A 14,660-nucleotide genomic window follows, 5' to 3' on the forward strand; every position below is an offset into this window, starting at 1 on the left:
CCTCATTTTTTCTATCATAGACTTAGAAAGACGAAAGGGGCGAACCAAATGATTACTCTCAGCGATTGCAGCTGCTGGTTTAAAGATAAGAAAAAAGTCGTGAAGGCGATGAAGCATATGACGTTCTCCGTGAAGGAAGGGGAAGTCGTTGGCATCCTAGGAGAAAATGGTGCAGGAAAAACCACATTATTGCGCGCCGTTGCGACTTTATTAGAGCCTACTCATGGAACCGTGAATGTTGCGGGCTTTGATACAGTAAAAGAAGCAACAGAAGTGAAGAAACGAATTGGTGTCTTATTTGGCGGAGAGACGGGGCTTTACGACCGTTTGACGGCTCGAGAAAACCTTGAATACTTTGGGAAATTATATGGCTTAGATCAGCATGAAATCAAAGCAAGAATAGAGGATTTAGCAAAGCGGTTCGGAATGAGACAATATATGGATCGCAGGGTGAAAGGATTCTCACGGGGGATGAAACAAAAGGTGGCGATTGCCAGAACATTGATTCATGATCCTGACATTATCTTATTTGATGAACCGACAACAGGCTTAGACATCACGTCAAGTAATATTTTCAGAGATTTTATTCATCAGCTTAAACAGCAAAATAAAACCATCCTATTTTCAAGCCACATCATGGAAGAAGTCAGTCTGCTTTGTGACAGTGTCATGATGATTCATCAAGGAGAGCTTGTGTACAAAGGAACACTTCCAGAATTATACGCACAGGAACAAAGTGAAGACTTGAACTATATCTTTATGTCGAAGCTCGCAAGGGGGATTTCATAATGTGGAAAACCGTATTTTTAAAAGAAATGACAGATGCGTTAAGGGACCGGAAAACGCTCCTCTTAACAGTGCTGATACCCCTTTTGACGATGCTTGGACTAGTGTTCTTCTATGAAAGCATGATCGCAGATCCAGGGGATGAAACCTATACGGTCGCAGTCAATGAAAAGCTTCCATCCGAAATGAATCAAATGATCAAAGAGGTCAAAAACATTCATCTTGAAACATTTGATGACCCGCAGCAAGCTGTCAAGGACGGTGAGGCAAATGCTTACCTGGAAATGCCGAAAGAGGCTGACGAAATGCTTCAGCATCAAGAATCATTTGCAATTAAAATCCATGGGTATACAACGGACGATGATTCGGTCATAGCGGTTCAAATGCTGCAATCATTGCTGGAGCAGTACCAAAACCAAGTGGTGGAAAAGCGTTTAGCAAACGATCAGATCAACACGTCCGTTATTCATCCGTTTGAGGTACAGTCCGTTGATGTAGAAGAAGGCGAAGAAGGGGAAAACGGAATGACCGCTATGCTTTTGTCGATTCTCCTTCCTATGATTTTAGTAACTTCCGTCATCTCAGGCGCTTTGCCAGCTGCGCTTGATATTGTAGCGGGTGAAAAAGACCGAAAATCGATTGAAGCATTGTTCCTGACACCTGCCAGCAGACTCCAGATTCTCATAGGAAAATGGCTTGCTGTCTCCATGTTCGGTATTTTAAGTGGAATTGTGGCGATCGGCATGCTGCTTCTATCCACGCTGCTTTTTACAGAAAAGCTAAAACAAGCACTGAACTTTGGTGATCAAATGTGGAGCATTATCGCCGTCATGTTTGCGGCGCTCATCATCTTCTCCTTCATGGTATCGATGATTGAACTGCTGCTCAGTGTGGTTTCAGGCTCAGTGAAAGAAGCACAGTCGTACATGTCCATGATCATTACACTAGGTGTGATCCCAATGTTCTTTACCATGAGAGCAGGTGCTACGCAGCTAGATACGTACTATTTTGCTGTCCCATTCCTTAATATTCACGCACTATGCAAACAAATGATGTTTGGGATCATTGATCCAATGTCGATTGCACTCACCCTAGGCTCTACTGCGCTCGTTGTGGTTATCTTATTTGTGGCCGTTAGAGTCATGTTTATGAAAGAAAAATGGATGCTTGCCAAATAAAGAAACGCCCTCTATCATAGAGGGCGTTTTCAGGTGAATGCCGATCACCGTATTTTTCAGTTTAAGAAACCGAATTGATCCAAGTTCTCTAAATAAAATTGAAAATACTCGTCATGAATATCAACTGGATATTCTTCTAACCCATTTTCAATAATTGCACCTACAATTAAAGCATTTATATACCTATCAAGCTTTTCGCAACTAGCTCTTACTTGAGATTCTGAAATATATAACCCATCTTTACTTTCTAAAATGATATCAATTCTTCTACCTTCTTGTTCATCAAGCAATAAGTGATTATACTCCCATTCTTTGACTCTCTTGGGATTTAAGGGATGTTCACGATTATCAAGTATTTCTTCACGATGATTCTTTTTTTCCTCATCTGAAAACAATTGAATCAATAGACTCGGATCATCAATGACAAAACATTTATATATCTTAGTATATTCAAAGTGATCATCATTTACTAAATCTAAAATTTTTGTTTTTGAAAATTCTCTAGCTTTAAATTTAGACGTTATCATCTCAGCGACTCGTTCTTTAGTAAAAATCAATTGATCTTTTTTATATAAATACTGTTTATATAGCTTTTCGTAATTATACATTATTCACCTCTATTAATTATTTAACAGGACCTCCGTAGAATGAATGAGCTTTTGGAGTTCTTTTATAGGGATGCCAGTGATAATAATACCATGAGAGCAGGCACTACGCAGCTAGATACGTATTACTTTGCTATCCTATTCCTTAATATTCACGTACTATGTAAGCAATTGATGTTTGTCATCGTTGACCCAATGTCGATTGCGCTGACGCTCGGCTCCTCGGCGCTGACAGTGATTATCTTGTTTGTCATCGTGAGAAGTTTGTTTATGAAAGAAAAATGGATGCTTGCCAAATAAAGAAACGCCCTCTATCATAGAGGGCGTTTTCAGGTAAATGCCGATCACCGTATTTTTCAGTTTAAAAAACCGAATATATCCAAGTTCTCTAAATAAAATTGAAAATACTCGTCATGAATATCATCTGGATATTCTGCTAACCCATTTTCAATAAGTGCACCTACAATTAAAGCATTTATATATCTATTAAGCTTTTCACAACTATCTCTTACGGTAAATTCTGAAACATATAATCCATCTTTACTTTCTAAAATGATATCAATTCTTCTACCTTCTTGTTCATCAAGCAATAAGTGATTATACTCCCATTCTTTGACTCTTTTAGGGTTTAACGGATGAAGACGATTATGAAGTACTTGTTCACGATGTTCCTTTTTTTCCTCATTCGAAAACAATTGAATCAATAGACTCGGATCATCAATGACAAAACATTTATATATCTTAGTATATTCAAAGTGATCATCATTTACTAAATCTAAAATCTTTGTTTTTGAAAATTCTCTAGCTTTAAATTTAGACGTTATCATCTCAACGACTTGTTCTTTAGTAAAAATCAATTGATCTTTTTTATATAAATACTGTTTATATAGCTTTTCGTAATTATACATTATTCACCTCTATTAACTATTTAACAGGACCTCCGTAGAATGAATGAGCTTTTGGAGTTCTTTTATAGGGATGCCAGTGATAATAATAACCTTTCTTCGGTTTACCGTTGTATCTATCTACTTCTTTAAATGGTTTACCTTTTGTATTAGCTCCAGCTGCAACAACTTCTGCCTGACTAGAAGAAATAGACCAAATATCCTTTTTTGACTTCATTCTAGCGATTGCTTGCGATTTACTTAGTCCTTTTCCAACATATACTCCACCTCGGATAACAGCTTCATAATGATTATATTTTTTTTTGTTTTTAGACCTGTGCTTGTTGGCTTCTGTAGCAATTACATAACCAGCTCCTGCAACAACAATCACCGCACCAGTATGAAATAAAGCAGTCATAACTGCAGGTGTTATTGCTATTCCTACCGGTATTAAAAAGGCGAATGAAGCTGTACCTTCCTCTGAATTATAGGTGAAAACTTCCTCTGTTTCAACATCTTCAAAAGTCGCTTCAAACTCATCGTCTTTAAATTGATTAATTTTTATTTCATATTCCTTTGATACTTCTTCACCGACTTCATTGAATTCTCTTGTAGTTAAATTAAAACTATCTGCACCAGGTTCTACACTGAGAGTCGCTTCAACCTTATTTCCTTCCGCGTCGTTCATTGAAGTATCTAAAACCAATTCATCACTTGATACTTCAAAATTATCAACAGAAATATTTTCTTCAGATAAACTATCTTCTAACATCTCTGAAACTACTTCTTCATCAACAATCATATTATTATTAATTTCTTCTGCCTTGGTATGATTGCTTGGAAATAGACTAGCAACTAATAAAAACACCAGTAATATTATAATTTTACTTTTAACTTTTAACCACATATAACATCCCTCCGTTATTTTTTAAAATTGAAACCCTGAATAATCTTACTTTTATTATCCAGCATTTCTGTAGATGAACTCTCCAGATAGGTATAAACCTGTGAAAAGCTCTTTTCATCTTTATTAATTTTCTCTTTATAAAGAAAATTGGCAATTACGCCCGTTATGTAAGCTACCGAATAAGAAGATCCTGTATAAACAGAATTTCCTCCTTTATTATTTAACGATAAAACATTAACACCGGGTGCAAAAAAATCAACTTTTCCTATAGCAGAGAATTGTGGTACTTTATTCTTTGAATCAATTGCCCCGACAGAAATAACATTATCGTATCGAGCTGGAAATTGACTATTTAAACCATAAGTATTACCACTAGCAGCAACAATAATAATCCCTTTTTTTACGGCATCGTCCACTAACTCCCTTAATTCGGGAAAATCTTTTTGAAAACCTAAACTTAAATTAATAATATCTACATTTTGAGATACAGCCCACTTAAAACCATCTATAAAACCCTGTCTTTCAATCTTTCCATCATTTTTGATCACTTTAACAGAATATAGTTCGACATATTGTGTAACCCCAGTAACTTCACTGTCAGTCTTGTTTGCTGTAATTATTCCTGCGATTGATGTACCATGACTTAATTTATTTTCAAACTCAATGGATGAATCTATCGGATTAAATTCTTTTACAATCTTACCTTTTAAATCTTTATGATTCTTATTTATTCCACTATCTAAAACCGCGACTTTAATTTTTTCATTTAATTCTCTCGTACTAATAGTTTCATTTTTTAAATCATCTTTTAGTAAAAAACTAAACACTCCAAAGTATAAAATCACCATTATAAAAACAAATAAAATGAACCATTTCTTTAACTTTAGAATTTTATCAGTCATATTTTCTCACTCTTTCAATAATCATTTCCTCCTACCCTTTTTTATTTAGATTTTGATTCTTTTTTAATAATAATCGATCTTACCCCCCAATAAGTCTTGGTATGTTTCTGAATTTTCATGAAAGATATCACTAATGTTTCTCTAAATAAGATCTTTTCGACAACATTCAGATAACTCTTTTTGTTAATCGAGTATTTGATAACATAACTTTTTTCCTCTTTTGTCAACTCACTTATAGTAGGTCTATTAATATTTCATCTTCGAGATTTGAATTGTTGGATAAACAATATTATTTAGTTCACATTAGTATCTATACATTCGAAGGTTTCAGAAGCTAAGACATTTTATTAGACAAGATCATTAAGCTTTTTAGAATTAGTAAAACTAGTTAAAGATGATAAAGAACTAAGAGTAACGATTGATCCAGTTAAAACTGAAACTACCTTAAAAAATGATTTAATTTCATGGTAAATTTTCTCTTTGATGTGGTTACTAATTCTAGCATAATAACAATGATAAAAAGTTTAAAATTACCTTAAAATGAGCATATAGAACCTTTTTTTGAATATTTTATTAAAATGGAATTATTTATATTTCGAAGAGTTTTATTAAGGAATAATTTAAATAGAAAAAAAGAGTTGGTGAATGAAAATGATGGTTTACTTTTATAATGAGTTAGGAAAGAAGCTAGATTTATAATATAGTTCAATAGAAATAAAGAATGAGGAGTACATTTTTTTACTTCGAGTTTACATTTCATCTTTAACACAAATAAGCAGAAAAAAATCTTAAGTACAAAAAAGAATAATCAGGATTGAATATCTCATAGTGATCAAGCTAAAGAAATCGAACACTGATTATAGAAAGAAATGTTGTCAAGGGTAAGATAACTTGACTATATTCTGGTTTTTTATGATAGAGGGGGTTCACGTTCGCCAAGCCAGATTATAAATCATAACAAAAAAACCCCCGGCATTGGGGGTTTTTTGTTAGTTCTTGATGAACTTTTCAACTAATGAGCTTGTTTTGTAATCGTTCAAATCAAGTTTCCATTGGTCGATGTCATTTTTCTTCATGTTAACTTCTACTGTTTCTTCAGAAGATGATGGTCCTAATTTTTTAAACTCTTCTGGGTAGATCGAGAGTAAATATTTTTGTGCATCATCGTAAGACGCTGTACGGTTTTTGCTGTAGAACTCAGTTGCTTTCTCTTTCAAACGATCGACAAGCGGACTTGCATCAATTGGTGTAAGGGTCACAGTCACGATTGCTTTATCACCACTGATGGCTTTTGTTTTTGTTGATACTTTTGTTTTTTCAGCTAATGTTTCTTTCACAGCTTTTAGAAGCTTATCAAGGTTTTCGTCTTTCGCTGCGCTAGATGAAATACCAGATGAAGAGATATAGCCCTGTTTGAATGATTTATCAAATTCGTTCACAACTGTTGATTTGTTATCACCAGTTAATTTTTCGAAATCGTCGTTTTTCTTACCAAAAATCATGACATCAATATAAGAAGAAAGAGCTTTTGCAGATGCTTGAAGTGTATCTGCTTTTTTCATTAAGTCTTTTCCTTTAATATCGAATTCTAGTGTTTTATCATCTTTTTTCGATCCAGTACTAGGCTCTGTGTAAACAAGTTGATAGTCTTTGTCTTTATCAACAACATAGAAAAGACCGCCTTTTGATACTTTTCCTGCATTTAGAGAACTTGTAGATAATACTTCGTTGTAGTCATCTGGAGAGATCGTAGACACCTGTGCGTCATCTTGGTAAAGCGTAAAGTTGCTTTTATCAACATTAAGAGGCTCTTTGCTGATGTTTTTCACAGATACGTTCACTTTTAGCACATACTGATCGTCTTGTACAGATGTATCGTATTGAGGTGGTAATGTGTACTCAGCACTTTCTACCTTTATTTCTGCTGCATCAAGGGATTTTTTTGTATCGTTTTCTTTCGCAGCTGTTTTGTCTTTTCCACCACTACAAGCAGCAGCGACAACAGTTACACACAAAATTAGAAGAAACAGGGATAATTTCTTTTTAAACATGACATGTTTTCCTCCTCGGGTTTATGGTGAAATTCATTGGAAAGCTTTAGTTCATATCATTCTTTTTGCACAAAAAGAAAAATACTGTATGTTTTTTACTGTTGAATGAAGCGAAAGTACTGTCAATCCCTTAGTGCGTTTCGAAGGTTGATCAGCTTCAAGTAGTAAAAATGACACTAAGTTGAGAGGAGAAACTTGTATTTTATTGTTTGTTATCTCCTGTAAAAACTCAACATTTTATATTTTAAGGTTTTGAGTCGGATTATTGAATAGGTTCAAATGACTGTTTTTGAAGAAGTTGCAGCAATTAGAAGGATTTTTATGACTTGTAAATGAGTCTATGGTAATGAATATTTTTTCCTGCTATGTGTATGGTTGCATGGTTTGTGTGTTGTTGACAGAGAGACACATGTCCAGCGAAATCTTGAGATGTATAGACAGGCTGTCGACACTGAACGTGCTTTTTCATGTCAAAATGGCAGTCATCTACACAGAAATGCCACATAAAATAAAAGAGAAATGAGAAGGAGGTGGATGTATGGCAGTGGTAAGAGCGACAAGCTCTGATATTGATTTAATGGCCAGACTGCTAAGAGCGGAAGCAGAAGGTGAAGGGAAGCAAGGGATGCTGCTTGTAGGAAATGTAGGCATCAATCGTTTGCGTGCCAACTGCTCTGACTTTAAAGGGCTGCGTACGATTCCACAAATGATTTATCAGGAGCATGCATTTGAAGCGGTTACGCATGGTTACTTTTATCAGCGGGCACGAGAAACTGAAAAAGCACTTGCGCGGAGGAATATCAACGGAGAGCGATTTTGGCCTGCGAAATTCAGCCTTTGGTATTTTAAGCCGCCTGGAGATTGTCCGCCCACGTGGTATAACCAGCCATTTGTGGCAAGGTATAAGTCCCATTGCTTTTATGAGCCGACAGCAGAAACATGTGAAAATGTCTATAATACCTTTTAGTTTGATGGTCAGCGCAATCCCTCAGAACGAAGTCGGGGGATTGTGTTTTTCTTTTTTTCAAAATGGGTAACTATTGTGTATCAACAAGGTGAAGCGCGTGATTGGAGGAAATGAAGATGTATCAAGATTTAAAAGGGAAAACAGCCATTGTCACAGGTTCCTCAAAAGGAATTGGACAAGCCATCGCATTGCGGTTGGGACAAGAGCAAATGAATGTGGTTGTGAACTATAAAGGCGATGAAGATGGAGCTGAAGAGACAGTACAAGCCATTCAGCAGCACGGAGGTCAAGCGGTGAAAGTACATGCTGATGTCTCCAAAGAGGAAGGCATTCAAGCCATAATGGATACGGCACTGGATCATTTCAGTACAGTGGATGTGTTCGTCAATAATTCAGGTTTTAACGGCGAAGAAGCGATGCCGCATGAGATGACACTGGACCAATGGCAAAAAGTTATTGATGTGAATATCACAGGCTCATTTTTAGGAGCAAAGGTTGCAATTTCCTATATGATGGAGCATGACATCAAAGGATCGGTTTTAAATATATCCAGCGTACATCAGGAGATTCCGCGCCCGTTCAATGTTCATTATTCCACTTCAAAAGGCGGATTGAATATGTTGACGAAGACGCTGGCTCTTGATTATGCTGAAGCGGGTATTCGGGTCAATGCGATTGCACCAGGTACAATGGCAACCGAATCGAATGATGATTTGCAGGATGAACAGAAAAAACAAAAGCAGCTCGAGAAGATTCCGATGAGAGCCTTTGGTAATCCGAAGGAGATTGGGTCCGCCGCTGCTTTCCTCGTATCCAAAGAAGCTGCCTATATCACAGGCACCACATTATTTGTGGATGGAGGAATGACGCTTTATCCTTCTCAAATGAATGATTAATAGAAAAACATCCGTCCGATTAGCCGGCGGATGTTTTTTGTTCGTAGCGGTGTGCTGCTTTGGCTGGTTTGCCGAGCAGCATAGGATACTTGCTCAGGAAGGAAATGCATGGCACCATGAGCAGCAATGTGCCGATCGTATAAAAGAGTGTCCAATAGAGCTGCGCTGTATCAGAAATATTGATGCCAAGTCCATAATAAACAAATGCTTTCATGATATCGATGCCGGCAAATTGCAAGACGAGAATGACAATGGAATTTCGTCCGAGATACGTCAAAATAGGGGATGTTTTCAATTTGAAGCTTAAATAAATAACAGCAGCTGAACCGAGCAGTGCACATACATAGAAAATGAATAGATCGCCATAGTCGTTAACGCGCATATCGATCCGAGAATTATAGCTTTGCATGTAAGCCGTCAGCACAAGCAGACCAGTGCATAGCAGAAGAGTTGGATCTGTTTTTAATTCCACAAACCATTGCTTTGCCAAAAATCCAATCGAATAAAACACAACAGCCGTCAAGGCAACATTGGCATTCCAAGGAAGACTTTGATCTAAAAGAAAAGTAGAAGCATATCCAGCACCCCCGCAAAGAACAGTCAGTAAAATCAAGGCGGCGGGTTTTCCTTTTGTCAGGCGGTGCATAAAGAAAAATAAGATTTCCACTAAAAAGAGTGTCGTTAAAAACCAGATCGCTGGGTTATGTGTCAGCCTTGCTTCATCTGCATTGGATATGAAAATACCTGTAAATGGAACGAAGGGATCAATATCCGTTTGCCCCTTGAATGCGAAAAAACGGGTAACGGAGAACCAGAAAACATACGTAATGATGGAGAAATAGAGATACGGTAAGAGTAAGCTTTTGGCTTTCTTCTGAATAAATGACATAGCAGGGCGTGAGGATGATCTAAACATCATGCCAGATAGTAAAAAGAAAAGCGGCATATGAAAAGAGTAAATGAATTGCTTTAACGAATCTGGAATGGGCACATGCGCCATGACCACCAGCAGAATGCCGATTCCTTTTGCTGCATCTACCCAATCGAGTCTTTTTTTCATTTCCTATCATCTCCTTCCCTCTCAGCATCGTAAACCGTTCATTCAATCTGTACCTCTACTATATAAAAGGTACACCTTTCATGCGTTTACAGTTCGCTAACGATTAGAAGACACATTTGCGATCAGATGACAGACGGAAGGATTTTGATATCTCTATGTTACAATTCCCATTTTTTATGACAATGTAAAAAAGAAGCCAAGAGGATTGGCTTCAAAATAGTTGTGCTATTCGCTTGAAGGAGCGCTGTTTTTCTAGTGGATCAAATGAATTGTTCAAAATCATGATGTCATCCGTTTGATAGCGATCCATTAAGATTTGTAATTGCTCTTTCACTGTTTGCTTCGAGCCAACAATCATTCGCCGGCGGTTTTGTAACACTTTTTTCTTTTCCTGTGCGGTGTAGTGATATTCAGCTGCTTCTTCTAAAGAAGGAACGCGGCTATCGAGTCCCTTTTCAACACGAAGCAGCCATAAATCTGTACTCCTGGCGATCCGGTCGGCCTCCTCATCTGTTTCACTGCAGATCACAAAGACAGCAAACATAGATTGAGGCTGGCTGGAAAAAACAGACGGAGAAAAGTGTGACCGATACGTCTCAAATGCTTGCTTGCCGCGCGCAGGGTGGATAAAGTGGCCAAAAATATAGTTGATGCCAAGCTCCGCAGCCTGCTTTGCACTATTTTCTCCTAGTCCAAGCAGCCAAACCGGCGGATGAGAATCAACAAGCGGAGCCGCTTTTACCCCTGCATGCGGATGACCGGAAGGCAGACTGTCTGATAAGTAAAAAAGCAGATCCTTCAGCTGGCGGTCAAACTGAGACAGATCTTTATTCACGCCGTCCGTCAAAGCGAGTCTCGTCCTTTCAATCCCGCCTGGAGATTTGCCGACACCAATCTCAATTCGTCCAGGATAAAGAGCTTCAAGCTGACGCGTGACCTCTGCTACTTTAAAAGGACTGTACTGCGGAAGTAAAATACCGCCAGACCCTGTACGCAAGGTCGATGTATGAGCCGCAATATGAGCCATTAATATTTCAGGCGCTGTACTAGCGAGCCCTCTTGTGCTGTGGTGTTCAGCGAACCAATAGCGCTCATACCCAAGTGTTTCTGCAAGCTGAGCCAGCTGCGTTGTGTGAATCAATGTCTCCTGCGCTGTCTGACCCTTAGGAATGGCGACTTGATCTAATATATGAAGTGATGGCATCATCAACATCCTTTCATCAACACGTTGAATGTTCTCTATTCACAAGTATAAAGAAATAGATGGATGGAAGGAAACGAAAGGGTTTATCCTCCATACGAATGCATTTATATTTTCTATATCAACATATGAAACCTTGCCCACACTTCCGTTCATCAGTAAAGACTGTTTACCGGGAGCATTCGACAATGTTTCACATGAAACACTTCGTTTACGACATGGATCTTTCTTTAAAAAAATATTATGTTGTTGAAACCTATCATGAACATAGATCGTATATACTAGTAAATAGAAAAAAGAGTAAGAGGCTCCAATGTCATTTCATGAATTTTGTCGAATTTTCATGTATGATGATTTTAATAGGGTCCATCGCTTAATAAATAGATTTTTATTATGCTTGAGGAGTGATTGATTTGGCGATTACATTAGAAAAAGGTCAACGTATTGATTTAACAAAAGGGAAAGCAGGACTAACGAATATTCTGGTTGGACTTGGCTGGGACCCTGTATCACAAGGCGGCGGTTTTTTAGGAAAGCTGTTTGGCGGCGGAGGCGGCGCTGATATTGATTGTGACGCTTCAGTACTGATGCTGAAAAATGATAAGTTTGTTGAAAATAAAGATTTGATTTATTTTGGCAACTTGAAAAGCAAATGCGGCAGTGTCGAGCATACAGGTGACAACCTGACAGGAGAAGGAGACGGAGATGATGAACAAGTCCTCGTCAACTTAAGCAAGGTGCCGGGCAATGTGAATAAATTGGTATTTGTCGTGAACATCTATGATGCCCTTAGAAGAAACCAACACTTTGGTATGATTCAGAATGCTTACATTCGCATCGTTGATCGTTCAAACAATCAAGAATTAGTGAAATATAATTTGAAAGATGAGTATGCAGGAAAAACCTCATTAATCGTCGGAGAGCTTTATCGTCACGAGAATGATTGGAAGTTTGCGGCTGTTGGAAATGGTACAAATGATGCGAAGCTAGCCGATATTACGAGAAATTACATTTAACCAGAAGGGAGAGGTTCCTAGTGGGAATTTCTTTAGCGAAAGGTCAAAAAATTGATTTAACAAAAACGAATCCAGGTTTAACAAAAGTGGTAGTAGGTCTTGGCTGGGACGTAAATAAGTATGACGGCGGACAAGACTTTGATCTAGACGCAAGTGTATTCCTTTTAGATGCGGCAGGTAAAGCGAGCTCTCCATCTGACTTTGTCTTTTACAATCAAACAACTGGCGGAGGCGGCAGTGTCGTACATACAGGCGATAACCGCACTGGAGAAGGAGACGGAGATGACGAGCAGGTCAATGTCGACCTTTCAGCTGTGCCAGCGAGTGTGGAGAAGATTTCATTTGTCATTACGATTCATGATGCAGAAGCACGCAGTCAAAATTTCGGACAAGTGTCTAACGCATATGTACGTATTTTAAATGCGGCATCGAATGAAGAGCTCATTCGTTATGATTTGGCAGAGGACTTCTCAATAGAGACGGCCATTATTGTAGGTGAATTATACCGTCATGGCGGGGAATGGAAGTTCTCAGCTGTCGGATCGGGCTATCAAGGCGGACTTGCACGTATTGCAACGGACTTCGGCTTAGATATCGGGTAACGACTGGTTTTCATATTTTCAAAGACAGGAGAGAAACGAATATGGCGATTCAGCTTTCAAAAGGACAACGTGTCGATTTAACAAAAACCAACCCAGGGCTGACAAAAGTGATGATCGGACTTGGCTGGGATACGAATAAATATTCTGGCGGAGCCGAATTTGATTTGGACGCTTCGGCTTTCTTAGTGGATGCAAACAATCGTTGTCAGCAAGATACAGACTTTGTGTTCTATAATAATCTTCAGCATCCGAGCGGCAGTGTCACTCATACAGGTGATAACCGGACGGGTGAAGGAGATGGAGATGACGAGCAAATTCTCGTTGATTTCTCGAAAATTCCTGCTAACATTGATCGTATCGGAATTACAGTTACGATCCATGATGCAGAGACGCGCAGCCAGAATTTTGGACAAGTCTCAAATGCATTTGTTCGTGTTGTAAATGAAGAGGGCGGGGAAGAATTGATTCGCTTTGATTTAGGGGAAGACTTCTCAATTGAAACAGCTGTCGTGGTGTGTGAATTGTACCGCCACGAAAGCGATTGGAAGTTTAACGCAATCGGAAGCGGATTCTCTGGCGGACTTGCAGCTCTTTGTCAAAATTATGGGTTAGAAGTGTAAATAAGAGAAACAAATCCATTCGAGAGGCGCTGCCAATGACTCATATAAGGGCCTTTTCCAAAGTGAGAAAGAAAACAGCGATCAAGAATAGCAGCAGGCGAAAGCCTGCTGATGCTTCTACACTTATAGGAGGAAAACCAGTTGGACATTTTGAAACATATGTTGGACACGTATGCCTCGTTTTTTGATTGGCATATGTGGGCAGAGGTATTATCAGACCCTGTCTCTTGGGGGCTCATCGGGACCCTTGTTGTGCTTGAAGGATTGTTATCAGCAGATAACGCACTTGTATTAGCGGTCATGGTGAAACATTTACCAGAAAAACAGCGTAAAAAGGCATTAACCTACGGATTAATTGGCGCTTATTTCTTCCGTTTTCTATTCATTGGCGTAGGGATGCTGCTGATTAAGTTCTGGTGGATTAAGGTTCTAGGAGCTGCATACTTAGCTTGGCTTGTCATTAAGCACTTCTGGTTAGGTGATGGAGATGACGAAGCGAAGGAATTGAAAAAAGAAGGCTGGATGATTCGTGTATTTGGTGTCTTCTGGGCAACCGTTATTTCTGTAGAAATTATGGACCTTGCCTTCTCGGTTGACAGTATCCTTGCTGCATTCGCTGTATCTGAGGAAGTATGGATTCTTCTATTAGGCGGAATGCTTGGCATTCTCATGATGCGTACAGTCGCACAGTTATTCCTTGTTCTCATTGACCGTATACCAGAGCTTGAGAATACAGCATTTATTCTCATTGGGATTATCGCAGCCAAAATGGCATTGAGTGCGGCTCATATTGAAATCCCGCATCTTGTATTTTTTGCGATTATTATCCTAGCCTTTATCGGAACGTTTATTGTTCATAAAATCAATAAGAAGAAACATCAAGATGTGACAAATGAAGCTGCGGCTTCAAAAGAAGAATAGGACGATCAAAAAGGAATGGAGTTGACTAGCGGCTCCATCCTTTTTTGAATCATCAAGTCATTTG

Annotated in this window: 16 protein-coding genes; 9 read left to right on the plus strand and 7 right to left on the minus strand. The window is 38.5% G+C overall.

Going from position 1 to position 14,660, the window contains the following annotated elements:
* Nucleotides 1-48 precede the first annotated feature (48 nt).
* Both NPA43_RS01590 and NPA43_RS01595 read left to right on the plus strand, forming a co-directional pair.
* Nucleotides 49-789, plus strand: coding sequence for an ATP-binding cassette domain-containing protein (locus NPA43_RS01590; RefSeq protein ID WP_256499259.1), 741 nt, complete (start codon nucleotides 49-51; stop codon nucleotides 787-789).
* Nucleotides 789-1,964 (plus strand): ABC transporter permease, encoded by a 1,176-nt coding sequence (locus tag NPA43_RS01595; RefSeq protein ID WP_256499260.1) that lies wholly within the window; start codon nucleotides 789-791, stop codon nucleotides 1,962-1,964. The genes NPA43_RS01590 and NPA43_RS01595 overlap by 1 nt, the downstream gene beginning before the upstream one ends.
* 56 nt (nucleotides 1,965-2,020) lie before the next feature.
* Here NPA43_RS01595 and NPA43_RS01600 read toward each other — a convergent pair whose 3' ends face one another.
* Nucleotides 2,021-2,572, minus strand: coding sequence for a hypothetical protein (locus NPA43_RS01600; protein ID WP_256499261.1), 552 nt, complete (start codon nucleotides 2,570-2,572; stop codon nucleotides 2,021-2,023).
* A 39-nt stretch (nucleotides 2,573-2,611) separates the two neighbouring features.
* Here NPA43_RS01600 and NPA43_RS01605 point away from each other — a divergent pair, with 39 nt between their 5' ends.
* Nucleotides 2,612-2,869, plus strand: coding sequence for a hypothetical protein (locus NPA43_RS01605; protein WP_256499262.1), 258 nt, complete (start codon nucleotides 2,612-2,614; stop codon nucleotides 2,867-2,869).
* Nucleotides 2,870-2,925: 56 nt separating this feature from the next.
* Here the strand turns inward: NPA43_RS01605 and NPA43_RS01610 are convergent, their stop codons facing one another.
* From NPA43_RS01610 to NPA43_RS01625, 4 genes are all read right to left on the minus strand, one after another.
* Nucleotides 2,926-3,477 carry a hypothetical protein gene (locus NPA43_RS01610; RefSeq protein ID WP_256499263.1) on the minus strand — a complete coding sequence of 184 codons (552 nt, stop codon included), beginning with the start codon at nucleotides 3,475-3,477 and terminating at the stop codon, nucleotides 2,926-2,928.
* A gap of 16 nt (nucleotides 3,478-3,493) precedes the next feature.
* Nucleotides 3,494-4,360 carry an SAR2788 family putative toxin gene (locus NPA43_RS01615; protein WP_256499264.1) on the minus strand — a complete coding sequence of 289 codons (867 nt, stop codon included), beginning with the start codon at nucleotides 4,358-4,360 and terminating at the stop codon, nucleotides 3,494-3,496.
* A gap of 14 nt (nucleotides 4,361-4,374) precedes the next feature.
* Nucleotides 4,375-5,262 (minus strand): S8 family peptidase, encoded by an 888-nt coding sequence (locus tag NPA43_RS01620; RefSeq protein ID WP_256499265.1) that lies wholly within the window; start codon nucleotides 5,260-5,262, stop codon nucleotides 4,375-4,377.
* A 989-nt stretch (nucleotides 5,263-6,251) separates the two neighbouring features.
* A complete protein-coding gene (locus NPA43_RS01625; RefSeq protein WP_256499266.1) occupies nucleotides 6,252-7,313 on the minus strand; it encodes a DUF4352 domain-containing protein in 1,062 nt (353 codons plus the stop codon).
* A 538-nt stretch (nucleotides 7,314-7,851) separates the two neighbouring features.
* Between NPA43_RS01625 and NPA43_RS01630 the strand changes: the two genes are divergently transcribed.
* Together NPA43_RS01630 and NPA43_RS01635 are read left to right on the plus strand one after the other, a co-directional pair.
* Nucleotides 7,852-8,280, plus strand: a complete 429-nt coding sequence (locus tag NPA43_RS01630; RefSeq protein ID WP_256499267.1) for a cell wall hydrolase — start codon at nucleotides 7,852-7,854, stop codon at nucleotides 8,278-8,280.
* A 116-nt stretch (nucleotides 8,281-8,396) separates the two neighbouring features.
* Entirely contained in the window at nucleotides 8,397-9,176 is a 780-nt protein-coding gene (locus NPA43_RS01635; protein WP_256499268.1) for a glucose 1-dehydrogenase, read from the plus strand.
* Nucleotides 9,177-9,195: 19 nt separating this feature from the next.
* Here the strand turns inward: NPA43_RS01635 and NPA43_RS01640 are convergent, their stop codons facing one another.
* Complete coding sequence (locus NPA43_RS01640) at nucleotides 9,196-10,236, minus strand: acyltransferase family protein (protein ID WP_256499269.1); 1,041 nt, start codon at nucleotides 10,234-10,236, stop codon at nucleotides 9,196-9,198.
* Between the two features lie 211 nt (nucleotides 10,237-10,447).
* A complete protein-coding gene (locus tag NPA43_RS01645) occupies nucleotides 10,448-11,440 on the minus strand; it encodes an LLM class flavin-dependent oxidoreductase (RefSeq protein ID WP_256499644.1) in 993 nt (330 codons plus the stop codon).
* Between the two features lie 410 nt (nucleotides 11,441-11,850).
* Here NPA43_RS01645 and NPA43_RS01650 point away from each other — a divergent pair, with 410 nt between their 5' ends.
* From NPA43_RS01650 to NPA43_RS01665, 4 genes are all read left to right on the plus strand, one after another.
* On the plus strand, nucleotides 11,851-12,453 hold the full coding sequence (locus NPA43_RS01650; protein ID WP_034320581.1) for a TerD family protein: 603 nt from the start codon (nucleotides 11,851-11,853) through the stop codon (nucleotides 12,451-12,453).
* Between the two features lie 20 nt (nucleotides 12,454-12,473).
* Nucleotides 12,474-13,055, plus strand: coding sequence for a TerD family protein (locus NPA43_RS01655; protein WP_099726145.1), 582 nt, complete (start codon nucleotides 12,474-12,476; stop codon nucleotides 13,053-13,055).
* A gap of 41 nt (nucleotides 13,056-13,096) precedes the next feature.
* A complete protein-coding gene (locus NPA43_RS01660; RefSeq protein ID WP_003216935.1) occupies nucleotides 13,097-13,675 on the plus strand; it encodes a TerD family protein in 579 nt (192 codons plus the stop codon).
* A 141-nt stretch (nucleotides 13,676-13,816) separates the two neighbouring features.
* The gene (locus NPA43_RS01665) at nucleotides 13,817-14,596 is read left to right on the plus strand and encodes a TerC family protein (RefSeq protein WP_034320586.1); all 780 of its coding nucleotides are present in this window, start codon (nucleotides 13,817-13,819) and stop codon (nucleotides 14,594-14,596) included.
* The last annotated feature ends 64 nt before the right edge of the window (nucleotides 14,597-14,660 follow it).

The sequence above is a fragment of the Bacillus pumilus genome, assembly GCF_024498355.1.
Taxonomy (GTDB): domain Bacteria; phylum Bacillota; class Bacilli; order Bacillales; family Bacillaceae; genus Bacillus; species Bacillus pumilus_P.